Genomic DNA, 26,755 nt, shown 5'->3' on the forward strand with positions numbered 1-26,755 from the left:
ACAATCACGGCTCTTTTCAAAGGCAGCCGCGCCGCCTGTCTTGCAGCTACGTAAGAAAATAGGGGATGGTTTCGTTCTTGCCAGCTTAGGGGTGCGCTTGCTCAATGTTCGTTTTTAGTTTTAAATACCGAAAACGAACATTGGAGTGGGCATGAACAACACTTTTCTGACACCGCGACTTTCCGAGATACTCGATCTGGCGAAGGAGCAGGGCCGCGTTCTTGTCGACGATCTGGCTGCCCATTTCGATGTCACGCCGCAGACCATTCGCCGGGATTTGAATGAACTCTGCGAAAAACGTTTCCTGACCCGCATCCATGGCGGCGCACTGATACCGTCCGGCATCGAGAACATGGAATATGAGGCACGGCGCAAGATTGCCGCCGATGAGAAGCGCGCCATCGGCCAGGCCGCCGCCCGTCTGATCCCCGACAAGGCGTCGCTCTTCGTGAATATCGGCACGACGACCGAGGCCGTCAGTGATGCACTTCTGGATCATGAAGGGCTTCTGGTCATCACGAACAATATCAATGTTGCCAACAGGATGCGGGTTTATCCTACACTGGAGGTTATCATCGCTGGCGGTGTTGTACGCGGATCAGATGGCGGTGTTGTCGGTGAAGCCGCGGTGGACTTCATCCGTCAGTTCAAGGTCGATTATGCGGTGATCGGTGTTTCTTCCATCGATCAGGATGGCGCGTTGTGCGACTTCGATTTTCGCGAAGTGAAAGTGGCGCAGGCGATCATCGCCAATGCCCGTCATGTGATCCTGGTTTCGGATTCCACCAAGTTCGAGCGTAGCGCGCCGGTGCGCATCGGGCATTTGTCTCAGGTGCACACCTTTATCACCGACCGCTGCGCCGCACCGTCCATGCGCGCGCTCTGCAAGGAAGCAGGTGTGCAATTGATTGAGACCGGTGTGTAACCGGAGTTTCATTTTCGTTTGACATTCGTTATGCTTTCAAAATAATTCCTTTTTGAATTGGCAATTGCTGATTACCCAGAGTTTTGAAGGAGAAGAACGTGTCCACTTCCCAAACCGATCCGTCCGCGATCTACGACGTTTTCGTTGTTGGCGGCGGGATCAATGGTTGCGGGATCGCGCGCGACGCCGTCGGGCGGGGCTATTCCGTCTTTCTGGCGGAGATGAACGATCTGGCCAGCGGCACGTCTTCCGGTTCCACCAAGCTCATTCATGGCGGTCTGCGCTATCTCGAGCATTATGAGTTCCGCCTCGTGCGCGAGGCGCTCATGGAGCGCGAAGTGCTTTGGCGCAACGCGCCGCACATCATCTGGCCGATGCGCTTCGTCCTGCCCGTGCACAAGGGGTTGCGTCCGGCTTGGCTCGTGCGGCTCGGGCTCTGGCTATACGACCATATTGGCGGCCGCAAGCTTCTGCCCAAGACCGCGACACTGGACATGCGCACCGATCCGGCGGGAAAGCCGCTCAAGGCCGATTACCGCCGCGCTTTCGAATATTCGGACTGTTGGGTGAATGATGCCCGCTTCGTCGTGCTCAACGCGCGCGACGCGGCTGATCGCGGCGCCGAGGTGCGGGTGCGCACCAAAGTCATGCGCGCCGAAGACGAAAACGGCGTCTGGAAGGTGCAGATCGAGGATCTGCGGACCGGTGAGCTGGAGACCGTGCGTGCGCGCTATCTGGTGAACGCCGCCGGCCCCTGGGTGGATCACATCATCTCCGGCGTTCTTCGCCAGAACGATGTTCACAATGTGCGTCTGGTCAAGGGCAGCCACATCGTCACGAAGAAGAAGTTCGACGATCCGCGCGCCTACTTCTTCCAGAACGCTGATGGGCGGATCATCTTCGCCATTCCCTATGAGGAAGACTTCACCCTCATCGGCACCACCGATCAGGACTATGATGGTGATCCGAAGGATGTCGCCATCAGCGATCAGGAAACCGATTATCTGTGCGCCTGCGCCAGCGAGTATTTCGCCGAACCCGTCACCCGTGACGATATCGTCTGGTCTTATTCCGGCGTGCGACCGCTTTATGATGACGGCGCGTCAAAGGCGCAGGAAGCAACCCGCGACTATGTGCTGAAGGACGAGGCCGGCAAGGCCGGCGCTCCGATGCTTCACGTGTTCGGCGGCAAGATCACGACCTATCGCAAGCTCGCCGAATCCGCGCTGGAGAAGATCTCTGACACGATTGGCGCCAAGGGACGTCCGTGGACGCATGCCGAAGCGCTGCCGGGTGGCGAGTTCCCTGCCGACGGATATGACGCGCAGGTGGACAGGCTCGTGGCGGACTATCCGTTCCTTGAGCGCGGCCATGCCGCCCGCCTCGTCAGGCTTTACGGACTGCGCGCCTGGAACATGCTTGGCAAGGCAGAATCGACGGAAGATCTGGGCCGGCATTTCGGCCACGATCTCTATGAGGCCGAACTGCGCTATCTGGTTGAGCATGAATGGGCGGTCAGCGGTGAGGATGTGCTCTGGCGGCGCACCAAGCGCGGCCTGCACATTTCTGCAGAAGAAGCAGCGGCCGTCGACGGCTTTATGCAGACGCTTTGCGAAGCGCAGAAGGCCGGCTGAACCGAATTGCCAGCGCGCCGATGAATTGCGCCAGCTGGACAGGAGCCGGACCTTGACGGATCAAGGCGCGGTCGTGTCTGGATGAGGATGGCCTGCGCCAGTTTTGATGCGCCGGTTTCAAGTCGCCAGTTGCAAGGCGCACGACAGTTACACCCGGAGGAACCATGAGCGGCTACATACTGGCAATCGACCAGGGAACCACATCCAGCAGGTCGATCGTTTTCGACAGGGCCATGAAAGCCGTGGCGACCGGGCAGAAGGAATTCCCTCAGCACTTCCCGAAATCAGGCTGGGTGGAGCATGATCCCGAAGACATCTGGGACAGTGTCGTCTCCACCGTGCACGATGCCCTGGAAGAAGCGGCGCTGAATGCCGGCGACATCGCCGCAATCGGCATCACCAATCAGCGCGAAACCATCGTGGTCTGGGAGCGCGACACGGGCGAACCGATCCACCGGGCCATTGTCTGGCAGGACCGCCGCACCGCGCCGCTGTGCGAAACGCTGAAAAAGAAGGGACTGGAAGAGACCTTCACGGCCAAGACAGGGCTTCTGCTCGATCCCTACTTCTCCGGGACCAAGCTTTCCTGGATCCTCGATCATGTGGAAGGCGCGCGGGAGCGGGCGCGGAATGGTGAATTGCTCGCCGGGACCATCGACACGTTCCTGATCTGGCGGCTGACCGGGGGCAGGGCGCATGTAACCGACGCCACCAACGCCTCACGCACGCTTCTGTTCAACATCGAGACCAATCGCTGGGACGACGAACTGCTCGAAATCCTCGATGTGCCGAAAGCGCTTCTGCCGGAGGTGAAGGACAGCGCCGATGATTTCGGCGTGACGGAGAAATCGCTTTTCGGTGCCGAAATCCCGATACTCGGCGTTGCCGGCGATCAGCAGGCAGCCGTGATCGGTCAGGCCTGTTTCGAGCCCGGCATGCTCAAGGCCACCTATGGCACCGGCTGCTTCGCGGTCCTCAACACCGGCGAGACGATGGTGGCCTCGAAGAACCGTCTTCTGACGACCATTGCCTATCGGCTGAACGGCAAGACCACCTATGCGCTGGAAGGCTCGATCTTCGTGGCCGGTGCGGCGGTTCAGTGGCTGCGCGATGGTTTGAAGGTGATCGATCAGGCAGCCGATTCGGGTGCGCTTGCCGCCGAGGCCGATCCAACCCAGAACCTCTACCTCGTGCCTGCCTTTGTGGGGCTGGGGGCTCCCTATTGGGATGCCGAAGCGCGCGGCGCGATCTATGGCCTCACGCGCAATTCCGGTCCGGCGGAATTCGCCAGGGCAACGCTCGAATCGGTGGCCTATCAGACGCGCGATCTTCTCGACGCCATGCGCAAGGACTGGCAGGACGACAGCGCCGAACACACGGTTCTGCGCGTGGACGGGGGCATGGTCGCCAGCGACTGGACGCTGCAATGCATCGCCGACATGCTGGATGCGCCGGTGGACCGGCCAACCCAGCTTGAGACGACGGCGCTCGGGGCCGCCTGGCTTGCCGGATCGCGTGCCGGGGTCTGGCCCGATTCTGATGCCTTCGCCAAAGGATGGGAGCTCGACCGGCAGTTTCAGCCCAAAATGGACGAATCCGAACGCGCGGAGAAGCTGAAAGGCTGGCGCGATGCGGTGCGGCGCACGCTGAGCACCACCTGAAACCCTTGCAGACAGGGCGGTTTCGGGCCTGGCGAAAAAAGTCGGGAGATAGACGCTTTTTTCCGGTTGACCATGGATAAGCGTCTATCTATGTTCCGCCCACTTTCCGGGGTTCGCCAGAACCCGCACGGGAGCGCGTAGCTCAGTTGGTAGAGCAACTGACTTTTAATCAGTAGGTCCAGGGTTCGAGCCCCTGCGCGCTCACCACCATTCTCTAATAAAATCAACACCTTATGGCGTTGTACGGGCCGGTGTGAATCGGCTATTTCTCTATGTCCGCATAGTGTCCGGATTTTATTACTGTCCGTTTTGGTGCAGGCATGCTTGATTCCCTGCTGATTCCTGCCAGAATCGAACTGCTCATTGAGTGGGGGGGGGGGGTTATGATTGTGCAATTTTCGGCTGTGTTGCCCGGTGGTGGCGATCAAGAATTTAGCTTTAGATGCGAGTTACCAAGTCTGCCCGCTACAGGGGATCTGATAGCTCGCACACGTGATGGTAATGAGTTGGGCATTGAGTATTTTATCGTGAAGCGCACCAAGTGGCTGCTCAATTGTCCCGATGACGGTAGTGGAAAAATGATATCAGCGCATGTTGAATGCGAGATCGCGCGGGGCCCAACTTCAATGATGAGTCCCAGTCATAAAGAAATGGTCGATAGGCTTGAAAGAGGGGGATTCATATTTCAGGTGGTAAGTATATAGGATTGACGCCTATTGTGTTGGGGGGGGGCTTTATAAGGATTACTCGCTGTTTTTCGTAACGTGAGCGAGTGAAATGGCGATATCTCTTGATGAAAGGATTAATCGACGATCCATTCCTTTTGTGGGTCGAAAGTTATATTTCAGATAGAATTTTTCAGCGTCATCATCTATCGCGTGAACTACGACACCGCGAAAAGCAACAAGTTGTGCTGCTGAGACTATACTCAATAAAGCATTCTTTAATAAGGCGGGTCCTAGACCTTTTCCTTGGTGTGTTTTTGTAACCGCTAAACGAGCTAATACGGCTACGGGAATTTCAACGGGGGCTTTCGAGCCTTTGGCGGCGCGGGATAAATCATCTCGGTGGATCATTCCGGCACAGACTGAGTGATAGCCGACGACATTATAATGCTCATCGGCTATCACAAATGTTCTCGTATATCCTTGCTCTTGGTTGTAAAGCGCCATTTCCTTCAGCCAATCATCAAGAGATGGTTTGCCTGAGTTAAAGCCCTCTACGGCGTGGTCGGATGAAATTGGAGCTGGCTTTCGATAGGCCAAATTAATCTATCCACTCGATTTTTGATTCGAACAGTTTGACAAGTTCTTCACGAATTTCGCCCGGTGCGAGCAGCGTCTCGTTGACTGCATCAAAAACATCGGAGGACACGCCGATGAAGCGTTGATCAAGGAGTTCCTCTTGCGCTGAATAGACCGATGCCTCAGTTATGAACGCCGTAACGCTTTTGCCACAAATGTCCGCTGCGCGAGAAATCAGTTCGTGAGCTTCCGGCTCAATTCGCAGGTTGATGGTTCGGCTCTTTCTTTGGGCAGACATATTATCTCCTTCCACCTATCTCGGTGGTACTCAACTCAGATTCACATAGTGCGTCGTGTTGACAATGTAAATACATCTTGAAAAATATGAAAAATGGTGCTACGAGGCGCGTGCCTCTGCGCATGGCACTTCCCTCTAGCGGTGCATGCGGGTCGTCAAAAAAAGCAAACACAAGTGCGATTTTATGATTTTAGCGCAAGAATGATGTCGCTGAGTAGAGGTTTGCGCGCAAGCAGCTATTTTGTGGCCTTGCATATCCATTGACGGTTCCCGCATGAACCGTCACAGAAGTGTCTAGTCAGCAAAACTGCAAACGGCTGGTTCGTTCCCGCGACATCAATTGATACGGGGGGGGGCGGATTTCTCGTCGTGTAGCACGGCGATAACGTGCGGTTTTCCGTTTACTAAGATCGTATGTCGGCAACGACGCCGTCCGTTTGCAAAATGCTGCCAATGCAACGGAATGCGCGTTGGTTCGCGATGAGATTAATTGACGCCATTTTTTTTAATCTTGTCGTTTCGAAATTTTCCGCCCTGCGATGTAGGAAACTGAGACGCCACAGGGCGGATTATGCGGATCGCGTCGAGGGTATTGCGACCATCCGCTGTCGGTGTTGTTACGGACACCGCCGACTGGTCCGAACGGCACGCAAATGTCTGGCGTGCCGAAGCTACTCGTGTTCAGATCGCTTCGAGATGAAGAAGTGCCGAAATGCTTGTCGATGGGCGATAATGAGCCTGACCGTCGCTGGCATCGATAAGAGCAACTTCATTCACCTCGGCAACAGTCAAATCGCTCCGAAGGGATGCGAGTTTCTTCGCCTTGTCGGCGCTGGATAGCGCGTTCTGCGGCTCCGGGCCGATGATCTGGTCAATCCGCTCATTCCAGATTGCTTCCGGCAAAAGCCAGCACACGAATTGCAGAAGCGCGTCGGGATGAACCGGCTGAATTAGTCCGTCGACTCCAATGTTGGGGCGACCGATTGAGCGGTATTGTTCGAGCTGCGCCAGCAGGGCCGTTTTCCGCTCCTCGTTCGGCACAGGGGCGATGCTTACGGTGCTGATTTCGTCACGAATGCGATCAACGTGATTGCGAGTGTTATCAAGCGCCGCCTGTGAGAACTTCCGCACGCCGGGCATCTTGGCCGCTCGATAAGAGCGGTAATGGTTGCGGCTTCCGAGCCATTCCATGCATTGCTCGACAATCGAACGGCTAGAGCCGGCTCTTTGCTGCGCCTTGGAAAGCTGATCGCTAAGAGCGTCAGTGGTGCGATCAAGGCGGATAGCTTCCTCCAGCGCTGCCCTTTTGGCCGAAACGATGGCTTCCGCTTCAGCCATGATCAAACGGAACATGTCGAGCCGGTCGTTTGCAATCTGTGGCACGCGATCACGCATCGTCATGCTTTTGTTTTCTGGCACACTGTCAGACGGTGCAGGGGAGGGTGCAAAAAGTTTCATCCCGGACGGCAGGGCAACTTGGTTTCCCATGTCTCAGGCTCCTTTCCCGGTCATTCGAGCAATCATCGCATCACGGGCGGCATCCGCGCGGGCATGAGCCATATCGGTTGCCGCATCCGCATTGAGCGGTTTGTTGCCGTGGTTGCCGTTGATGAGGCGCAGCGTTGCGCTCCACGCCTGAGCATCCAGATCGTCATCACGTTTAGCGGTGCTGTCCGCCACGCGTTCGCGCGCCGTGTTGTCCGCAAATGCGAGGGGAACACGAAGGTGCGCGCCGTCACGTGCGATCCCGTTGGGAAAATCTTCATCGTCTTCAATGTGATGGTTCTTATATTTTGAATAAGGCATTGTAATTATTCCTTTCTAAGAAACGGCCCTTCTAATATCTTCTAGCGTGAAGTGGGATGGCTTTTGGCTACACATGACCAGTGCGCCAGCGGCGGCGTTCGCTACATCATCGTGTGCGCCGGGGGCATGATCGATGATGTCCCGACCGGATCGACCGGCACGGCGTTCCAGCGCGATTAGCTGTTCAGTGAGCGCGGTGTTATCGAGCAATTGAACTGTGCCCGAATTCAGCATCGGCAAAAGTGCGCCGTAGATTTCGGAACGCGTCAGCTCGGAGGGCTCATAACGAATGCCATGGACACGGAAGCGTTCGCGCGGCCATTCTCCGCCGTATCTGTCGCCAGTTACGCTGTTCAAACCGAACGCTTTCAAAATTTCACAGAAATCACGAACGACTAGATCAGGTGAAAATGGTGGCTTCACCTCGGCAACGATGTCGAGCACCGATTGACCTTGTTCATGGTGTGCGATGGCCAATGTCATTGAATCGGCGCTGCCGCCCGATGGATCGACAAAACCGAAGTATCGAGCACCGTTAACCGGGCCACGTTCTGTCAGGTTCGTGATAACCGCCCCTTCGACAACCTCACGTTTGACGAACGCTTCGATGTCGTCGCGGAACTCGGCACCAAATTCAGCCTTTGCGCTCGCAGGATCGTCGGCAAATGCCTGAGTAATGAAATCGCCGACAAATGGCAGATTTGGATTCATCGTCCACGTGGGTGCTTTCACCACAAGAACTTCGCCCGGCTTGCCGTAGTGCTTTTTGTATTTTTTGTAGAGTAGACCTTTTCGGGCGTACGGACTGGAAATGCCGATAAGCATGGCATTTGGAATGGTTGCCATTGCAGGCGTAAGGGCGCGATACACTTCCTCATCTGGATTGACGCTGTTCGAATTCATCCAAAAGGCGGTTTCGTCCAGAATTGCTGCAATGACGGTTCGACCTCGAACGCGACGCCGATCATTGGTAGTGATCTCGATTGCGATGCGGTTGGTCAGTTCAACGCCATCTGCGGTATTCTTCTTCACCAGCTTCGCAAGCATCGGCTGATCGAGCATAGCCCTCAGATAACCGAGACATACCTTGGCCTGATCGTTGTCCACGGCCAGAAGCTGCACGACGCCACGTTCGCCCGGTTTGAGGTACTGAGCGAAGTTGTGCAGTTCCGCGCCGACTGTGGCGAGGTAAACGGCGATAGAAGCGGCCTTAACGTCCTTTCCGCTTCGGCGGCCTGCGATGATCCATAATTCTTTCACAGGGGCTGCGGGTGGCTCGTCGCGGCCTGTGATGGTCGTGAAAAGCATGCGTTCGAAATCGTCCAGCGGTTCGCCAAACGCGGCTTTGTCGATGACGCTCCATACTCCCTGCGGCGGTCTCCATGTGTCTTCGGAGAACCACGGGCCGAACAGGTGAGGGTCGCGGCAGGCTTGTGCATAAGAGATCATCTGCCGCCCGCCTGCACGTAGGATGAGAAGTCGGGCGTCACGTCGCGCTGGCGACGCTCAAGGCCGATATCGGACAGAAGTCGACGAAGCGCATTGGTCGCGGTCGTAAAGCTGCTGATATCCAGATCACCGGTAGTTGCGTATCCGGCCTCGCAATCTTCGCACCAGACTTGGAGAGAGACCGCGCGCTGGATGATCGCACGATGCGCTGTGGTTAGGTGGTCATCGCCGCCAAGATCGGCTGCATAGCCATCTACCAGTTCCTTGAAGCGCGCATAAGCGGCGGTTCGCTTGTCAATGTCTGCGAGAGTGTGCAGGCGAACCTTGCCTTGCCGCGTCGTCTGCTTAGGCGACTTGGAGGGTTTGGCGGGGCGGTTGGCCTCTAACAGGTCGTTGGTTTGCTGCATCTTGGTTGTATCTCGGCATAGTCATGCGGTCACTATGCGGACACAAGGGCATTTTCGAAAAAGAAGATCAATGTATTACAACTAGATAGTCATTATTCGTCACTGATTAGGTATCAGTTGACACGATTTTTCACCGGTTGAGGTCAGGGCACAGAGGGCGGCGGGCGCATGGCAAGCGGATCGAAAAAAACATCCAGTTGCGAACGATTTGCAACTAAGTCAAAACCGAAAGATCGTCAGCACCGTCACGATAATTTCGCAACGCTCGCTCAATCATAGCAATTATGTAGTAATTCGCCCGGCGCTGGACCGCCTTGGACCACCGGGACCGCTTTGGACCACCGATTTCCCTATATTACCAACTCGCCTATGATTACTGTAATTACCTATAATTATAGTAATTAATGATAATTCGGCTTTATATGTTTTATCAATCTTAGGTGGTCCAGGTGGTCCAAGTAGTCCAAAACAAAGAAAATCAATAACTTGTCTCGGACCACTCAATTCACTCAAGTGGTCCCGGTGGTCCCACTCAGCATTCCGGGCAAGTTTGTGGGGGAATAGAAATGCGTGCGCTTATCGTCTTTCGGCGTCCATGCCCGCACACGCTTATCGTCAATGTAAATGCGTCGGCGCACATACCCATTTCGTGACAAGATGCCTCCAATACGCATTTCGTGAGCTTTTGTGGCCTGTGCTGTATCAACGTTCAAAAAATGCAAGATGTTCATTGTTCGAACTGGAAGTGATGAGGTGGCTAGATATTGCATGACCTTTAGCTCCCACGGGTCGTCTTCCCGCCTGTCGCTCTGTTCCGCTTGGGCGACGTCGTTCTCTGCTCCTTCCAACCACCAGCGCTCACCCTGACGATATCGCGCGAGCGCTTCGGCCCAAAGCTGATCCCGGTCGGCCTTTAGTCCTTTGAAATCTAGCGCGCCATCGCACAGCACAGGCCAAAAGCGGCGATTGCCGGTATCGTCTTTCAGATAATCGTCCCGATTGGTCGTGCCGATGAAAACGGACTGTCGCTCGTGATCTTCGGCACTTTTGTCATATGGCGCTCGAAATCGATCAACTCGCCGCGACACGAACGCTTTTATCGATTCTACATCCGCCCGCTTCATCGCGGACAATTCGGCGATCTCAATGCACCACTTGCCCGCAAGCTGTATCGCGGCGTCGGGTTTATCAATTGACGGTAGTGAATCCGCAAACCAATTGTCTCCGAACAGAATAGAAACTGCAGTGGATTTGCCCACCCCCTGCTCGCCTTCCAGCACAAGAACATTATCAACCTTGCATCCGGGCTGGGTTATGCGTGCCACTGCACTGAGGAGCACTTTTGGGCCGATAAGCTTCGTCCAATCCGACGCGGGCACAGAAAGATAATCCGTCAGCCAATTATCGATACGCGGCACGCCATCCCATGCAAGACCATCAAGGTATTCGCGGACGCTGTGAAACTTGTTACGCTGTGCAATGACGTTGACGCCGTCAAAAACCGTATCTTTGGAGGGTTTCAAGCCATGCGCCTCAGCGGCGATCTGCATGTGCCGCGTGTCGTTTTGCGTCCATTGGCGCGGAAAGCTTGCATTCCACGTGAGGCGACTCGTCACGGTGACTGACTGCGAGAATTCATCAAAGGCAACCGGAAGATTGTTTGCAAACCGCTTCACGAATGCGGCGAGCTTCGTTTTGTTGTGCTCCTCTGAAACGTAAGCAAGCAGCTCATCAATACCCGCTCCAGTCGTTTCGATAATTTCTCGCTGCTTTGGAGTGGTTGAAGCAATTCGCGACGTTACAGATCGGTCAACGTTCCTACCTTGATATACGTTCGTGACTTTGTTGCCATTTTTGACAAGGCGAGTCATTAGATAGGTGCCGTGCCGCGTTTCGTATTTGAAGCGGCGATAACCCGGCCATTGCTGAAACAAGCGAACCATGCGGGATAGGTCTTTACCCGTCCAGAATGCGAGCATGGACATTAAAGCCTGATCGACGGCAGACGCATCATAAAGCAAGCCGTCCGCGCGCGGACCGTCAGGCGGGTAGCTTCCTGCAAGCGAATGAGCGTCCATATTCCAGACTTGTTCAAACGTTGCCTTGCCGCCGAAAAGAGCGTCAGGATAGTTTTTTCCGCTTCGCTCGATTGCGCGCTGAAGCAATTCCGTATCGTCAGAAGGGCCAGCCCATTCGGCAACCGGGCCAGCGCGGTCATGTGCGGCGCTGCTTGTTTCGGATACGATGGCTCGTTCCGGTATCATGAGGGTGATCGCCGTAGAGAGATCGATATTGGCATCTCCTCGCCAGCCATGTCGGCCGAACGCGCAAAACCTGCCTTGCTGGTAGAACTCACACCAGTCAGTGCGGTTGCGACGGTTCGCGAATATAGATTTGTCCGGGACGCGACCGATAATGTGCAATCCCGTGCCCGATTGTGAATACTCCCACATCGGGCCAGAATTCAGGAACACTTGCGCATTGGCCTGCACTTCTGGATCTACAAAAACCGGATCGCCGTTTTCCCATTTTATGCAACTGTCTATGTCGATGAATACGAACGGATCGTCGGCTGTGAATACGAAACCCATACCGTTCCAGCTGCCGCCATGAAGCGCCGTGCTGACTTCCTGATATGTGGCCCAGGTAGTCGGATCGACCGAACTGACGCGCCGCTTTGTGATTGGATTGTATGGAATTTTGTCCAGCTTCGATCTGCCCGGCGTTTGCTCCAATCGCCACACACACCATTGGTTAAGTTCGATGAGAGGCGCGAGATCGTTGACAGAATGTCCAGATTGCGAGATATTCATGCTTGAAATGCTTTCTTTTTGCAATAATTTTGCGAGTGTGTATCAGTGAAACTCTCGCCCGGCGTAGTGATCTCTGCGCCGGGCTTTTTTTGGGTTTTGGGGATAGGGGGTCACGCCGCACGCCTTCGTGGGTTCGGGTGAACTGTCCGCGCTTGAATCCATGCCAGAACGGTTGGCACGTGATAGAGAATCCGACCACCGAGTTGCACGTACGGCAAACCGTCCGGCATCGCACGATAGCGCTTGAGCGTCCGGTCACTCATGTTGAGTTCCCCGGCAAGCTGCTTTTCAGTTCGATAGTCCTGCAAAAGTCCTGTCATCGAAGTCATCTCCTGTTCGGTTGCGATGACATCAATGACTATGCACACCCCTTGCGCGGAGCGAGGAAGTTTAACGGATTCTCCGTTATTCTCCGTAATTCTGTTTGTATCGTTGGACCAGTCGGCGAACCTTGCTTTCGGGAGCGCCATTGCCCTGCGCGCCCTTGCCGTCCGCACCGATTACCTTCCATGCGGCGGCTGTTGGCGATGGTGCTTCGGCGCTGTCGAGCATTTCTCTCATTTTCTTAACAATGGGTAGGTCGGCTACATCGTATCCGGTGCCCGACGGTCGTCCGTGGGACTTTGATGCATTCACCGCCCCATTACAGTCGATGCCAAGCCATCCTTTCCATTCCGTAGCATCAAAGAAAATCGGATAACGTTTACCGTTCGGCGCGTGAAATAAACCTGTATGGACACTCGCGAAGGGATGAATGCCTTTGGACCAAAGTTCCGTATCAATCCGCTTCCTGATCTCCGTCTGAATGCCGTCTTCGTTTTTTATCTTCTCATAAAACCACACGGTAAGCGCTTTAGACGCAATGGCCTTCAACAGCGTGTCAGTAGGGTCGTCATCTGTGCAAACCACAGGGCGAAATTCATCAATTTGTCCGTTGAACACCGCTTTCGCAGCTACATCCGCGACATATTGAGAAAACGCTTCACGCATGTCGGAGTCGTCGTGTGGTGTCATTCGCCCAACAAGTGCAACGAATGCTTCGCGTACGCTGATTTCACCCTCTCGTGATGCCCCGTTTTGCCAACCCCGCTTCATGCCGCACCGCCCTTCATTGGCACAATTTCCGCGCCGTCATCCTCGCCACTGCCCGACACAATTGCCCCAACGCGTTCTGTTGCCGCTCGTAACGGATCATCCATAAGATGCGAATAGCGTGCCGTGGTAGCTGGTTGCGAGTGGCCAAGCAGCGCACCGATCACCGGCAGGGATAGGCCCGCCGACGCCAGCACAGAAGCATAAGTATGGCGAAGGTCATGTATCCGGCAATTCGGCTTCAGCTTGACGCGCTCGCGGCCCTTTGCGTCGGTTGTCGTTTCGGAATCGACCAAACCGGCAGCGACACACAGTTGTGCCCAATCCTTTTTGAGTTCCTGCCGGTAACTCTTACCGCCACGGCCCGGAAAGACGTACTCGGACGGATCGCGCCCCTTTCTTTGCGCTTCCCGTTCGGCGTCGGAATGAAGTTCGGATAGTAGCTGGCGGGCCGGGGCCGACAACGGCACCCGATGCTCGGTCTTCTGCTTGGTTGTACTGCCCGGTTTGGTCCAAACGCCGCTGGTCAGGTTGATATCAGTCCACCGTGCGGTCTGCACCTCACCACGGCGCGCGCCGGTCAACAGCAACAGCCGGATGATATTCGCTGCCTGCCGGTCGTCGTGCTCGGTTAGAGCCTTGGTGAGCCGCTGTAATTCCTCCGGCGACAAATACCGCTGCCGCTTCACTTCCTGATTGCGTTCAATCCCCTTGGCCGGATTGCCCGCTGCATGATCGCGCCAGCCCCACCGCATAGCGAGCGAGAACATTTTGGACAGCACCGCGACGGTACGATTTGCGTGATAAGGGGCAGGGCGCTTTGTGATCTTCCGATGCAAGCCATCAATATCGGAAAAGGTGACTTCTGCCACTTTCAGATGCTTCATCTCTGGCCGGATTTCACGGCGAATGATGGCCTCATAGTCCCGTTTTGTGATGGGGCGCACCTTGCTCAAATGATCTTGCTCAAAACGATCACACAGATCGGCAACGGTCTTTGCGTTCCGGTCAGCCTCAACTTCCGCCATTGGGTCCGCCCCAACGTCGATTTGGCGCTTCAATTCCTTTGCTTCATCACGCGCGACTGTCGTTTTCCAATCAGGGTATGAGCCAATGGTGTAACGGCGCTCTCTGCCTGATCGAGTGCGATAATTCAGTACAAAGGCGCGCGCGCCTGCTTTGGTTACGCGGACGCCGAAGCCTTTGACCTTTGAGTCATAATGGACCTTGTTACCTCTTTCGGGAGTGGGGAGGTTTTTAACGAGGGTGTCATTGAGTTCGGCGCTCATCAGTCATCTTTCCTATTTCTGAAAGCGGCTTTCCAGTTGGCATTCCATGCATGGCGCTCCTTGCGCTCCTTGTGAGCGGAGCGATCTTGGGAAAAGTGAATGACAATGTCCCAAACCGCACGGACGATCACTGGAATCCAGAATAGTATCAGCGCTGCAGCGATTAGGTTTGCGATAGTCAAGCCCGCGATCCATTCGCCAATCGAAGTGAATGCGCTTGAAATCCCGCCAGAGATTGATGTGATTAACTCTGAAACGGTCATTTCAGACCAATGTGTTTCAACCCTCTCCATTGTCCTCTCCCATTTGTTCGCAATGGACAGGTTTGTGTCCACACTGTGTCCGTGAATATTTGGCTTATCAGTGACATCTAATGTCTTTATATGTCACCGGCAATAATTAAATTGTCATATATATTTCAATGCGCTGCGCCACATTCTGCGAATTATCGATGTTTTTCAATGTGTTGGATACGTCGCTTGGATTGAACTTTTAATCAGTAGGTCCAGGGTTCGAGCCCCTGCGCGCTCACCACCATTCTCCAACAGATCACCGTTCTCCTTCGGGCAAGTTTTTGCCCTTGCCGCATGTTCGTTTGGGCGTCGACGCGCTTGATTGTCTGCAGCTTCCTGCCACGATCGGGCAATCGGATTGACCGCTCGGGAGTGAGGGTATGCATATTCGCAAGCAGATATTGAACCGCGATGGCGAGATTGTGCGCAATAAGACGTTGAAGCAGACCGCCCATACCCGCGAAGCTGCAATTGCCATGATCACGCAATGGCAGCAGGTTTTTCCGGTGCACGGTTACAACGACATAGACGACTATTGGTGGGGCCGTCCGGTCGAAGGCGAATTTCGCCTGAACAGGTGGTTTATCGAAGGAGCGTCATATTGAGTGGTCCCCTTGCGAGAGGATGGCCACAGGCAGCATTGCAATCGACAAGGTTTGACGGTTTCCCACAACCGCCCTTTTCATCAGCAGATCCAGGCGCTGAACGCTCATGACCATGCTTCACAACATCAACACGCGTCTTCGGTGCATCGCTGCCGCATTGTCTTTCCGCATGGGGCGACCCTATGCCACGGAAAGGTGATTGGCCTCATCCATCGCGCCTGCCTATATGGGCTCCATTGTTTTTGCGCGCGCATGAGCGTGCTGTCATTGTTGTATTGAGATTGAAGCATGGCGATTGATGTCGGATATTTGAGTGCGGCCGGTGCGGGAGCGCTGTCGTTTTTATCTCCCTGCGTTCTGCCGCTTGTGCCGCCTTATCTCTGCTATATGGCCGGCGTTTCCGTTGAGCAGTTTCAGGGCGAGGCCGAAGGCAAGCCGGCAGGAACCTCCGGCGGCGCAACGCGCTTTGCGCTCTTCACCGCTTCGCTTTCCTTCGTGCTCGGCTTCACCACCGTGTTCGTGATGCTGGGTGCAGGCGCTTCGACCATCGGCGCCGTCCTGCGCGCCTGGCAGCAGGAACTCGCCATAGCCGCCGGCATTGTCATCATCATCATGGGGCTCAACTTTCTGGGTCTGGTGCGCATTCCCTTTCTGTCGCGCGAGGCGCGTTTTCAGTCCGGCGGAAAGCCTGCAACGAGGCTTGGCGCATATATCATGGGGCTGGCCTTCGCCTTTGGGTGGACGCCCTGCATCGGGCCGGTTCTGGGGCCGATCCTCACGCTGGCCGGTGGACGCGAGACTGTTGGCGATGGCGCACTGCTTCTTGCCGTCTATTCGCTTGGCCTTGGCGTCCCCTTTCTTCTCGCCGCACTGTTTTCGGGCAGTTTCATGCGCTTCCTGTCGCGTTTCCGCATGCATCTCGGCCGCGTCGAGAAGGTCATGGGCGCGCTTCTCGTTCTTGCCGGCGTGCTCTTCCTGACGGGCGGTATGCAGTCCATGGCCTTCTGGCTGCTCGAAACCTTCCCGGCGCTGGGTAAACTCGGCTAACCCTCCATTGGTGCCGCGCTGACGGGATGCTAAGAGAAAGCGAATCGTCAGAAGCAGAACGGGTTTCCAGTCCATGAGCGAACGCACCTGCCTTTCCGTCATTCTCGCAGCCGGCGAGGGGACGCGGATGAAGAGCGCCACACCGAAGGTGCTGCACAAGATTGCCGGGCTGGAGATGCTCGGTCACGTGACCCGGGCGTTGGACGCCGCTGGCGCCGGCGACAAGGCGCTGGTCGTGGGTCATGGCGCGGAAGCCGTGTCGCGTGCTGCTGAAGGCTTTGCGCCGGGCGCGGAAACCTTCATTCAGGCAGAGCGGCTCGGCACCGGCCACGCGGTTTTGGCGGCCCGCGCGGCCATTGCCCGCGGTTATGACGATGTTCTGGTCACATTCGGCGATACGCCGCTCATCTCACTCGACGCGCTTGCCGCGCTGCGCGCAGGGCTTGCCGCCGGCGCGGATGTGGTCGTGATGGGTTTCCGTACCGAGCGCCCCACCGGCTATGGCCGCTTGATCGAGGACGGCGATGCGCTTGTTGCCATCCGTGAGGAAAAGGACTGTTCCGACGAAGAGCGCAGGATCACTTTCTGCAATGGCGGCGCGATGGCGATTGCTGGCAACAGCGCGCTTGAGCTGCTCGACGCCATCGGCAATGACAACGCCAAGGGCGAATATTATCTGACGGATATCGTGGAGATTGCCGCCGGTCGCGGCCTGACCGTGCGCGCCATCGAGGCCGATTACGAGAGCGCGCTTGGCATCAACAACCGCGCCGAACTCGCCGGTGCCGAGACCATCTGGCAGAACCGCCGACGGCGCGCCGTGATGCTCGATGGCGTAACGATGATTGACCCGCAGACCGTCTATTTCTCCCATGACACGGTGATTGGCCGCGACACGGTGATCGAGCCCAACGTGTTCTTCGGTCCGGGCGTGTCGGTCGGTGAGAATGTAGCGATCAGGGCCAGCTCGCATCTGGAAGAAGCGCGTGTCGATGAAGGCGCATCCGTTGGTCCGTTCGCACGGCTGCGGCCGGGGGCGGAGATCATGGAAGGCGCGAAGATCGGCAATTTCGTCGAGATCAAGAAGACGCGCGTCGAGCCGGGTGCGAAGGTTCCGCATCTCTCCTATGTGGGCGATGCGCGTGTCGGTGCGAAGGCCAATCTGGGCGCCGGCACCATCACCTGCAATTATGATGGATTCTCCAAGCATTTTACCGATATTGAGCCGGGCGCTTTCATTGGCACCAACTCGGCGCTCGTCGCGCCGCTCACCATTGGCGCGGGCGCCTATGTGGCCTCCGGCAGCGTGATCACGGAATCGGTTCCGGCTGATGCGCTGGCCTTCGGGCGTGCCCGCCAGTCCAATCGCGCCGGGCTCGGAAAGCGCCTGCGCGACCGTCTGGCAGCGATCAAGGCGCGGCGTGGATAAGCCTGACATGCGGGCGTCGCAGACCCAGATTAGGCTTGATACGAATTGAAAGACTTGTTGATTTTCATCCAGTTCCCGGGCGTTCTAAAACGCCTGCGTGAATCGGGGTTTTAGGTTTGGTGGGAGGCTGAGAAGCCATATGTGTGGAATTGTAGGCATTGTCGGGCAGACGCCGGTTGCGCCGCTCATCATCGACGCTCTGAAGCGGCTCGAATATCGCGGCTATGACTCTGCGGGCGTTGCTACGCTCGACCACGGTCAGCTCGACCGCCGCCGCGCCGAGGGCAAGCTGGTCAATCTGGAAAAGCGCCTGGGCGAAGAGCCGCTCGGCGGCATGATCGGCATCGGCCACACGCGCTGGGCCACGCATGGCGTTCCCAATGAGGCCAATGCGCACCCGCATTTTGCCGAGGATGTGGCTGTCGTTCACAATGGCATCATCGAGAATTTTGCCGAGCTGCGCGAAGAACTGAAGCGCGACGGCTTCGTTTTCGCTTCGCAGACCGACACCGAGGTGGTCGCCCATCTCGTAGCGCGCGAAGTAAAAAACGGCGCATCGCCGAAGGATGCGGCCTTTGCTGCGCTCAAGCGTCTGCGCGGCGCATTCGCGCTCGCCATCATGTTCCGCGGCGATGAAGACCTGATCGTTGGTGCGCGCAATGGGCCGCCGCTTGCCGTTGGCCATGGCGAGGGCGAGATGTATCTCGGCTCTGACGCCATCGCTCTTGCGCCCTTCACAAACGCCATCACCTATCTGGAGGATGGCGACTGGGTGGTACTGCGCCGCAACGGGATGGAGATCTTTGACATGGCCGGCCAGCCGGTCGAGCGTGCCCGCCAGCAGTCGGTCGGCACCAGCCTTCTGGTCGACAAAGGCAACCACCGGCACTTCATGGAAAAGGAAATCCATGAACAGCCGGAAGTCATCTCCCACACGCTTGCCAACTACCTGAACTTTGCCGACGGTACGGTTGCCGATTTCGATCTGCCGTTCGATTTCGCAAAGATCGAGCGTCTGGCGATCTCGGCCTGCGGCACCGCCTATCTGGCCGGTCTCATCGGGAAATACTGGCTCGAGCGTTATGCCCGCCTGCCGGTCGATATCGATATCGCCTCGGAGTTCCGCTACCGCGAGATGCCGCTGCCGAAGAACAGCGCCGCCCTGTTCATCTCACAGTCCGGAGAGACCGCCGACACGCTGGCGTCGCTGCGCTATTGCCGTGAAGAGGGCATTCCGATCTCGGCAATCGTCAATGTGCGCGAATCGACCATCGCCCGCGAGAGCGACGGCATTTTCCCGACACTGGCCGGGCCCGAGATCGGCGTTGCCTCCACCAAGGCGTTCACCTGCCAGCTCAGCGTGCTTGCAGCGCTGACGCTGAAGGCCGCCAAGGCGCGCGGAACGATTTCGCCGGAGGAGGAACAGGCGCTGGTGCGTGAGCTTTCCGAAGCACCGCGTTACGCGTCTCAGGCGCTCAAGCTCAGCGCCAGCATCGAGAAGGTCGCGCGCGAGCTCTCCCATGTGCGCCACGTGCTTTATCTCGGCCGCGACACGAACTATCCGCTGGCTCTGGAAGGCGCGCTGAAGCTCAAGGAGATCTCCTACATTCACGCCGAAGGCTATGCTGCCGGTGAGTTGAAGCATGGTCCCATCGCGCTGATCGACGAGCAGATGCCGGTGATCGTGATCGCGCCGCATGACCGCATTTTCGAGAAGACGGTCTCGAACATGCAGGAAGTCGCCGCGCGCGGTGGCCGCATCGTTCTGATTACGGATGAGAAGGGCGCACAGAACGCCACGCTCGAAACGCTCGAGACCATCGTTCTGCCGGATGTTCCCGAGTTCGTCGCGCCGATCATCTATGCACTGCCGATCCAGATGCTGGCCTATCACACGGCAGTCATCATGGGCACGGATGTCGATCAGCCGCGAAATCTGGCGAAGTCGGTTACCGTAGAATAACGAAAGGAGGGCTGTCATACGGCGGCCCTAATTTCTATTCTAATGTTCAGCCTGGTGGCGTAGTGTCCACCGGGCTGCTTCCCGTTAATTCGCCACTCTTGAGGCCCGTTCCCACATCATGATGACTCGCCTGCGCAACTATTTTCTTACGGGTTTCATTGTCACTGCGCCGCTCGCAATCACGGCCTATCTGGCCTGGTCGATGATCGGATGGGTGGATTCATGGGTCAAACCCTACATTCCCTTCCGCTACAATCCCGACAATTACCTGCCATTCGCCCTTCCGGGCTTCGGTCTGATCGTGGCGCTTGTCGTGATCACGCTGATCGGTTTCCTGACAGCGAATTTCATCGGTCGCACCATCGTCAACACCGGTGAAAACATTCTCGGTCGCATGCCGCTGGTGCGCAGCGTCTATCGCGGTCTGAAACAGATCCTCGAAACGGTTCTTTCCGAGCGCTCGGACACGTTCAAGAAGGTCGGTCTGATCGAATATCCGCGCAAGGGGCTCTGGGCGCTCGTCTTCGTTGCCACAGAGACGCGCGGCGAGGTGCAGGCAAAGGTGGATGACGATGCAGGTCAGACCATCGCCGTGTTCCTGCCGACAACGCCGAACCCGACCTCCGGCTACCTGCTGTTCGTCCCGAAGCAGGATGTGATCGAGCTGAAGATGACCGTGGAAGAGGGCGCAAAGCTCGTGATCTCCGCCGGTCTGGTTGCACCTGAATATCAGCAGCAGACGGCAGCGCTGGCCGCCGAGGCGATGAACGAAGACAGTCAGCCGGCGCGCAAGAGCCGCACCGCCTCATCCCGACCGAACAAATAAAGAAGCAGCCTCAACGCTTCACCGCGCGGGGTCTGTAGCTCCGGGTCGCGCGACAGGATAAGCCGCGCATCGTCACGCGCGGCCTGTAGCAGGTCCACATGCGCCTCGATGCGGGCCACCCGGAAACCGGGCGTGCCCGACTGTTTGGTGCCGAGAAGGTCGCCTTCGCCACGCAGTTTCAGGTCTTCCTCGGCGATGACGAAACCGTCTTCGGTTTCGCGCATCACTTCCAGCCGCCGGGTCGCGGTCTGGCCGAGCGGGCCCTTGTAGACGAGCACACAGGACGAGGCGAGGGCGCCGCGCCCCACGCGTCCGCGAAGCTGGTGCAGCTGCGCCAGACCGAAGCGCTCGGCATGTTCGATAACGATAATGGTGGCGTCTGGCACATCGACGCCCACTTCCACCACTGTGGTGCCAACCAGAATGCGCGTTTCGCCTGCCTTGAAGGCGCGCATCGCCTCGTCTTTCTCGGCAGCCTTCATGCGACCGTGAATGAGGCCGACCGCGCTGCCGAAGACCTTTTGCAGCGAAGCATGCCGGTCCTCCGCCGACATCAGCGGCAATTCCTCCGATTCATCGACAAGCGGGCAGATCCAGTAGACCTTCTGGCCTTCGTCCAGCGCCTTGCGCAGCCGGTCGACCAGTTGCGGCAGGCGCTCCACCGGCAACGTCACCGTACGGATGGGCTGGCGGCCCGCCGGTTTCTCGGTCAGGCGCGAAACATCCATGTCGCCGAATGCCGAAAGCACCAGCGTGCGCGGAATGGGCGTCGCCGTCATGACCAGCATGTCGGGCGCGTTGCCCTTGGCGGTCATGGCGAGCCTCTGGTGCACACCGAAACGATGCTGCTCGTCCACCACGGCCAGCGCCAGATCCCTGAACTGCACGCTTTCCTGAAAGAGCGCATGCGTGCCGATCACGAAGTCGACCGCGCCCGATGCGATATCATCAAGAATGCGCTGGCGCTCCTTGCCCTTTTCCCGGCCCGTCAGAACGGCAACGGAGAGGCCTGCCGCCTGCGCCAGCGGCGTGATCGTCGCGGCATGCTGCCGGGCGAGGATTTCCGTCGGAGCCATGAGGGATGACTGTCCGCCGGCTTCGGCGGCGCGCGCCATGGCAAGCAGTGCAACAACGGTCTTGCCCGCACCCACATCGCCCTGAAGCAGCCGCACCATGCGCTCTGCGCTGCCCAGGTCCGCTTGAATGTCCTTGACGGCCTCCTCCTGCGCGCCGGTGAGCGTATAGGGAAGCGCCGCACGGATCTTGCGCTCAAGGCGTCCATCGCCCGTCAGCGGCCGGCCGGAAAGGCGCTTCACCTTCGCCCGCACAAGCGCCAGGGAGAGCTGCCCTGCCAGAAATTCGTCATAGGCGATGCGCCGCCAGAACGGGCTTTCAGGCTGCACGTCTTCGGGCGTCTGCGGATCGTGAAGCCGCTTCAGTGCGTCTGCGAAGGGCGGCATCCCGTTGCGCGACAGGAATGCGGCATCCTGCCATTCGGGCATGTCTGGAAGGCGTTCAAGCGACTGGCCGATGGCGCGCCGCAGCACCTTTGCCGAAAGGCCGGCCGTCAGCGGATAGACCGGTTCGAGCGCCGGCAGCGTGTGCGCTTCGGAAAGCGGCACGATGAAATCCGGGTGCACCATCGATGCGCGCCCGTTGAACCATTCCATCCGGCCACTCACCAGAACCTTCTCGCCCTCCGGCAGGATCTTTTCGATCCATGGCGCGCGGGCATGGAAGAAGGTCAGCGTGATCTCGCCCGTGTCATCGAACGCGAAGACCCGGTAGGGCACGTTCCTGCGCCCCTGCGGCGAAGGATGATGGCGGCCCACTGTCACTTCAAGCGTGACGATCGCGCCCTCAGGCGCATTGGCGATGCCCGGCCGGTTGCGCCGGTCGATCAGCGAGTGCGGCAGAACAAAGATCAGGTCGCCGACGCGCAGCTCACGGCCAGCGGCGTCGCCCGGCACGATATTGGCCAGAAGATCGGCAACCTTGGCTCCGACGCCATCGAGCGTCGTGACAGGGGCGAACAGGGGATCAAGAAGTGAAGGGCGCATGGTGTCATGATTAAAGCCCAAATTCGGCGACGCAAGGCTGACAGACGCTCATGCACACGCTATATCCGCCCGGGCGACCGATCACCGCAGACCATGCCGCAGACCATGAAGGCCAGACCATGACAGGCACCACCCGTTCCAGCCACGATCTCGACCCCCGCCGCCGCCGCGCCCTGGTGCGCTCCTGGCGTCGCGGAACGCGCGAGATGGATCTCGTTCTCGGCGGTTTCGCCGATGCGGAAATCGACCGTCTCAGCGATCAGGAAATGGACGAGCTGGAAACCATTCTGGACGTGCCGGACACCCGGCTTTTCAAATGGGTGACGGGCGAAACGCCGGTGCCGTCGGAGTATGACACACCACTCTGGAGGCGCATTCTCGCCTCGCGGAGCCGCTGAGGCACGACGCTGATGAGCCTGATGACTGCTTTGAAACTGCCGCGCGAGGGCATTGGCGCGGTAACGGTGGACGGTGTTGCCGACGGCTTTGAAGCCTTCGCACTGGCAACGGTCGCGCGTGAGATCGCCCCGAATGGGCCGGTGATCTTCGTTCTGCGCGATGGCCAGCGTCTGCCAGCACTCATCGACACGCTGCGCTTTGCCGATCCGGGCCTGCCCGTGCTAGATCTGCCGGCCTGGGACTGTTTGCCCTATGACCGCGTGTCGCCGGGCGGCGATGCGGCTGCGCGCCGGCTTGCAGCCATGAACGCCATGGCGGATCTGCGCAAGAACCCGCACCGCGCCATTGTCATCGTCAGCGCGAATGCGCTTTTGCAGCGCATGCCGCCGGCAGATCAGATCGGCGCGCAGGGCTTCTTCGCCAAACCCGGCAATCAGGTGGACATGACCGCGCTCACGGGCCGGCTTGAGACCAGCGGTTTCGAGCGCGTTTCCACCGTGCGCGACGTGGGCGAGTATGCGGTGCGCGGCGGCATTCTGGACCTTTTCGCGCCCGGCTGGGACGAAGCGCTGCGGCTCGATTTCTTCGGCGACACGCTGGAATCGATCCGCTCCTTCGATGTCGCCACACAGCGCACCACCGGCCAGCGCACCGAAGTCGCGCTTCAGGCGATGAGCGAGATCACGCTGACGCCGGAGGTTATCAGCCGGTTTCGCCGCAATTACATCGAGATGTTCGGCGCCCCATCGCGTGACGATGCGCTTTATGCTGCCGTCAGCGAGGGCCGGCGTTTTGCCGGCATGGAGCACTGGCTGCCGCTTTTTCACGAACGCCTCGAAAGCGCGCTGGATTATCTGCCCGATGCGCCCGTTATCTTCGACCATCTGGCCGAGGAAGCGCTTGGCGAACGTCATGCGCTGATCGTCGATCACTATGAGGCGCGGCGCGAGCAGATGGCGGGCAACGAGCTTGGCGGCGCGGTTCCCTACAAGCCGGTCAAGCCCGACACGATCTATCTCGATCCGAAGGAAGTGACTGCGGCAGGCGCCGAGCGCCGCGTGGTCCACTTCACGCCCTTTGCCACGCCCGAAACCAGCAAGTCGCGCCTCTATCACGCCGGTTCCGAAGCGGGCCGCAACTTTGCCGAAGAGCGCGCCGACCCCAACGCCAACGTTTTCGACCATGCCGTGAAGCACATTGGCGACCTGCGCTCCAGGGGCAAGCGGGTGCTGATTGCCGGCTGGAGCGAGGGCTCCGCCGAGCGGCTTTCGCAGATCCTTGCCGAGCACAATCTGGGCAATGTGGCGCGTGTCGACACGCTGGCCGAACTTGAAAAGCTGGAAGAGCGGCAGGCCGGCATCGGCATTCTGCCGCTGGAATCCGGCTTCGAGACGGCGTCGCTGGCCGTCATCGGCGAGCAGGACATTCTGGGCGACCGCCTCGTCCGTCGCGCAAAGAAGCGCAAGAAAGCCTCTGATTTCATTTCGGAAATCGCGGCACTCTCCGCTGGTGATATCGTCGTTCATGCCGATCACGGCATTGGCCGCTTCATCGGGCTCAAGACCATTGAGGCGATGGGCGCGCCGCACGACTGTCTCGAACTGCGCTATTCCGGCGATGACCGGCTCTTCCTGCCGGTCGAGAACATCGAGCTTCTGTCCCGCTACGGCTCCGACGGCCCGGACACCATGCTCGACAAGCTGGGCGGCGTGGCCTGGCAGTCGCGCAAGGCGAAGCTCAAGAAGAAGCTTCTGGAGATGGCCGGCCACCTGATCCGCATTGCCGCCGAGCGCGAAATGCAGAAGGGCATCAGGCTCTCCCCGCCGGACGGTCTCTATGGCGAGTTCGCCGCGCGTTTCCCCTATGAGGAAACCGACGACCAGCAGAACGCCATCGACGCCGTGCTGGACGATCTCGGGTCCGGTCGCCCCATGGACCGGTTGATCTGTGGCGATGTGGGGTTCGGCAAGACCGAGGTGGCGCTGCGCGCCGCCTTCATCGCAGCGATGGAAGGTCTTCAGGTGGCCGTGGTGGTCCCGACCACGCTGCTTGCGCGCCAGCACTTCAAGACATTCCGCGAGCGCTTTGCCGGACTGCCATTACGGGTTCGCCAGGCCTCGCGCCTCGTCGGCTCCAAGGAGTTGGCCGAGACCAAGAAGGGCCTGACCGATGGCACGGTCGACATCGTGGTCGGCACCCATGCGCTTCTCGGCAGTTCCATAAAATTCAAGAATCTCGGCCTGCTGATCATCGACGAAGAGCAGCATTTTGGCGTGAAGCACAAGGAACGGCTCAAGGAACTGAAGTCGGACGTCCATGTGCTGACGCTTTCGGCAACGCCCATTCCGCGCACGTTGCAGCTGGCGCTGACGGGCGTGCGGGAGCTTTCGCTCATCACCACCGCGCCGGTGGACCGCATGGCGGTGCGCAGCTTCATCTCGCCGGTCGATCCGCTGGTGATCCGCGAAACCCTGTTGCGCGAACGCTATCGCGGCGGACAGAGCTTCTATGTCGTGCCGCGCGTTTCCGATCTCGCCGAAGTGCGTGAACTCCTCAACGAGCATGTGCCGGAATTGAAGGTCGCCACGGCTCACGGCCAGCTTCCGCCTGGCGAACTCGATGACATCATGAACGCCTTCTATGACGGTCAGTATGATGTGCTTCTTGCGACCACCATCGTCGAATCCGGTCTCGACATTCCGACCGCAAACACGCTGATCGTGCACCGTGCCGACATGTTCGGTCTTGCCCAGCTCTACCAGATCCGTGGCCGCGTCGGGCGCTCCAAGGTGCGCGCCTATGCGCTCTTCACCCTGCCGCCCAACCGCACGCTGACAAAAACCGCCGAGCGCCGCCTAAAGGTGCTTCAGTCGCTCGATACGCTGGGCGCGGGCTTCCAGCTTGCAAGCCACGATCTCGACATTCGCGGCGCGGGCAACATTCTGGGTGAGGAACAGTCCGGCCATATCAAGGAAGTTGGTTACGAGCTTTATCAACAGATGCTGGAAGAGGCGGTTGCCGAGCTGAAGGGGGCCGAAGACGCCGCCGATACCGGCTGGTCGCCGCAGATCACGGTCGGCACGGCCGTCATGATCCCGGAAAACTATGTGCCGGATCTGCAATTGCGGCTTGGTCTCTACCGCCGCATTGCCGATCTGGAGACGCCGCAGGAGATCGACGCCTTTGGCGCGGAGCTTATCGACCGTTTCGGCCCGCTGCCGCAGGAGGTGGAGCACCTGTTGAAGATCGTCTTCATCAAGGCGCTGTGCCGTCGGGCCAATGTGGAGAAACTCGATGCCGGTCCCAAGGGCGCGGTGGTGCATCTGCGCAATCAGCAGTTCGCCGAACCGGCCTCACTGGTGCGTTTCATCGGCGAGCAGGGCTCGCTTGCGAAGATCCGCCCGGACCACAGCATCGTGTTCATTCGCGACTGGCCGACGCCGCAGAAGCGCCTGGCAGGCGCTGCCGTCATCATGACCCAGCTCGTGCGGCTGATCGAGGCGAAGGCGGCCTGA

The 26,755-nt window shown here is 58.3% G+C and carries 23 protein-coding genes and 1 tRNA gene; 12 read left to right on the top strand and 12 right to left on the bottom strand.

Annotation, left to right across the window (positions count from 1 at the left end; translation table 11 throughout):
- The first annotated feature begins 151 nt into the window (after positions 1-151).
- From AC4PTT_RS10280 to AC4PTT_RS10300, 5 genes are all read left to right on the top strand, one after another.
- Complete coding sequence (locus AC4PTT_RS10280; protein WP_206545245.1) at positions 152-925, top strand: DeoR/GlpR family DNA-binding transcription regulator; 774 nt, start codon at positions 152-154, stop codon at positions 923-925.
- Between the two features lie 98 nt (positions 926-1,023).
- Positions 1,024-2,559, top strand: a complete 1,536-nt coding sequence (gene glpD / locus AC4PTT_RS10285) for a glycerol-3-phosphate dehydrogenase (protein ID WP_206552523.1) — start codon at positions 1,024-1,026, stop codon at positions 2,557-2,559.
- Between the two features lie 164 nt (positions 2,560-2,723).
- Entirely contained in the window at positions 2,724-4,220 is a 1,497-nt protein-coding gene (glpK, locus tag AC4PTT_RS10290) for a glycerol kinase GlpK (RefSeq protein ID WP_492161077.1), read from the top strand.
- A 131-nt stretch (positions 4,221-4,351) separates the two neighbouring features.
- Positions 4,352-4,427, top strand: a tRNA-Lys gene (locus AC4PTT_RS10295).
- A gap of 113 nt (positions 4,428-4,540) precedes the next feature.
- A complete protein-coding gene (locus tag AC4PTT_RS10300) occupies positions 4,541-4,924 on the top strand; it encodes a hypothetical protein (protein ID WP_492161078.1) in 384 nt (127 codons plus the stop codon).
- A gap of 39 nt (positions 4,925-4,963) precedes the next feature.
- Here the strand turns inward: AC4PTT_RS10300 and AC4PTT_RS10305 are convergent, their stop codons facing one another.
- The 11 genes from AC4PTT_RS10305 to AC4PTT_RS10355 all read right to left on the bottom strand — a co-directional run bounded on the left by AC4PTT_RS10305 (position 4,964) and on the right by AC4PTT_RS10355 (position 14,911).
- Positions 4,964-5,485 (bottom strand): GNAT family N-acetyltransferase, encoded by a 522-nt coding sequence (locus AC4PTT_RS10305; protein WP_492161079.1) that lies wholly within the window; start codon positions 5,483-5,485, stop codon positions 4,964-4,966.
- A 1-nt stretch (position 5,486) separates the two neighbouring features.
- Positions 5,487-5,762 carry a type II toxin-antitoxin system TacA family antitoxin gene (locus tag AC4PTT_RS10310; protein ID WP_492161080.1) on the bottom strand — a complete coding sequence of 92 codons (276 nt, stop codon included), beginning with the start codon at positions 5,760-5,762 and terminating at the stop codon, positions 5,487-5,489.
- 681 nt (positions 5,763-6,443) lie between these two features.
- Positions 6,444-7,250, bottom strand: coding sequence for a hypothetical protein (locus AC4PTT_RS10315; RefSeq protein ID WP_492161081.1), 807 nt, complete (start codon positions 7,248-7,250; stop codon positions 6,444-6,446).
- A 3-nt stretch (positions 7,251-7,253) separates the two neighbouring features.
- Positions 7,254-7,568, bottom strand: a complete 315-nt coding sequence (locus AC4PTT_RS10320; RefSeq protein ID WP_492161082.1) for a hypothetical protein — start codon at positions 7,566-7,568, stop codon at positions 7,254-7,256.
- Between the two features lie 15 nt (positions 7,569-7,583).
- Positions 7,584-9,017 carry a hypothetical protein gene (locus tag AC4PTT_RS10325; protein WP_492161083.1) on the bottom strand — a complete coding sequence of 478 codons (1,434 nt, stop codon included), beginning with the start codon at positions 9,015-9,017 and terminating at the stop codon, positions 7,584-7,586.
- A complete protein-coding gene (locus tag AC4PTT_RS10330; protein ID WP_492161084.1) occupies positions 9,014-9,424 on the bottom strand; it encodes a hypothetical protein in 411 nt (136 codons plus the stop codon). The genes AC4PTT_RS10325 and AC4PTT_RS10330 overlap by 4 nt, the downstream gene beginning before the upstream one ends.
- A gap of 509 nt (positions 9,425-9,933) precedes the next feature.
- Positions 9,934-12,237: a phage NrS-1 polymerase family protein gene (locus tag AC4PTT_RS10335; RefSeq protein ID WP_492161085.1), complete on the bottom strand. Its 2,304-nt coding sequence runs from the start codon at positions 12,235-12,237 to the stop codon at positions 9,934-9,936.
- Between the two features lie 110 nt (positions 12,238-12,347).
- Positions 12,348-12,557, bottom strand: coding sequence for a hypothetical protein (locus AC4PTT_RS10340; RefSeq protein ID WP_492161086.1), 210 nt, complete (start codon positions 12,555-12,557; stop codon positions 12,348-12,350).
- Positions 12,558-12,642: 85 nt separating this feature from the next.
- Positions 12,643-13,332, bottom strand: a complete 690-nt coding sequence (locus AC4PTT_RS10345; protein ID WP_492161087.1) for a hypothetical protein — start codon at positions 13,330-13,332, stop codon at positions 12,643-12,645.
- Entirely contained in the window at positions 13,329-14,618 is a 1,290-nt protein-coding gene (locus AC4PTT_RS10350; RefSeq protein WP_492161088.1) for a tyrosine-type recombinase/integrase, read from the bottom strand. The genes AC4PTT_RS10345 and AC4PTT_RS10350 overlap by 4 nt, the downstream gene beginning before the upstream one ends.
- Positions 14,618-14,911 carry a hypothetical protein gene (locus AC4PTT_RS10355; protein ID WP_492161089.1) on the bottom strand — a complete coding sequence of 98 codons (294 nt, stop codon included), beginning with the start codon at positions 14,909-14,911 and terminating at the stop codon, positions 14,618-14,620. The genes AC4PTT_RS10350 and AC4PTT_RS10355 overlap by 1 nt, the downstream gene beginning before the upstream one ends.
- A gap of 380 nt (positions 14,912-15,291) precedes the next feature.
- On the opposite strand from AC4PTT_RS10355, the gene AC4PTT_RS10360 reads away from it, so the two are divergent.
- From AC4PTT_RS10360 to AC4PTT_RS10380, 5 genes are all read left to right on the top strand, one after another.
- Positions 15,292-15,516 (top strand): hypothetical protein, encoded by a 225-nt coding sequence (locus tag AC4PTT_RS10360; protein ID WP_492161090.1) that lies wholly within the window; start codon positions 15,292-15,294, stop codon positions 15,514-15,516.
- Positions 15,517-15,804: 288 nt separating this feature from the next.
- Positions 15,805-16,563 (top strand): cytochrome c biogenesis CcdA family protein, encoded by a 759-nt coding sequence (locus AC4PTT_RS10365; RefSeq protein ID WP_297559505.1) that lies wholly within the window; start codon positions 15,805-15,807, stop codon positions 16,561-16,563.
- A 73-nt stretch (positions 16,564-16,636) separates the two neighbouring features.
- Positions 16,637-17,992 (top strand): bifunctional UDP-N-acetylglucosamine diphosphorylase/glucosamine-1-phosphate N-acetyltransferase GlmU, encoded by a 1,356-nt coding sequence (gene glmU / locus AC4PTT_RS10370; RefSeq protein ID WP_492161091.1) that lies wholly within the window; start codon positions 16,637-16,639, stop codon positions 17,990-17,992.
- A gap of 139 nt (positions 17,993-18,131) precedes the next feature.
- Positions 18,132-19,955: a glutamine--fructose-6-phosphate transaminase (isomerizing) gene (gene glmS / locus AC4PTT_RS10375; protein ID WP_492161092.1), complete on the top strand. Its 1,824-nt coding sequence runs from the start codon at positions 18,132-18,134 to the stop codon at positions 19,953-19,955.
- 121 nt (positions 19,956-20,076) lie between these two features.
- On the top strand, positions 20,077-20,781 hold the full coding sequence (locus AC4PTT_RS10380; RefSeq protein ID WP_206545500.1) for a DUF502 domain-containing protein: 705 nt from the start codon (positions 20,077-20,079) through the stop codon (positions 20,779-20,781).
- Here the strand turns inward: AC4PTT_RS10380 and recG are convergent.
- Positions 20,733-22,841 (bottom strand): ATP-dependent DNA helicase RecG, encoded by a 2,109-nt coding sequence (gene recG / locus AC4PTT_RS10385; RefSeq protein WP_492161093.1) that lies wholly within the window; start codon positions 22,839-22,841, stop codon positions 20,733-20,735. The two genes, AC4PTT_RS10380 and recG, sit on opposite strands and share 49 nt — an antisense overlap.
- Positions 22,842-22,960: 119 nt before the next feature.
- Between recG and AC4PTT_RS10390 the strand changes: the two genes are divergently transcribed.
- Both AC4PTT_RS10390 and mfd read left to right on the top strand, forming a co-directional pair.
- On the top strand, positions 22,961-23,239 hold the full coding sequence (locus tag AC4PTT_RS10390; protein ID WP_113156306.1) for an FAD assembly factor SdhE: 279 nt from the start codon (positions 22,961-22,963) through the stop codon (positions 23,237-23,239).
- Positions 23,240-23,251: 12 nt separating this feature from the next.
- Positions 23,252-26,755: a transcription-repair coupling factor gene (gene mfd / locus AC4PTT_RS10395; protein ID WP_492161094.1), complete on the top strand. Its 3,504-nt coding sequence runs from the start codon at positions 23,252-23,254 to the stop codon at positions 26,753-26,755.

This window comes from Nitratireductor sp. WH36-1 (assembly GCF_058725515.1).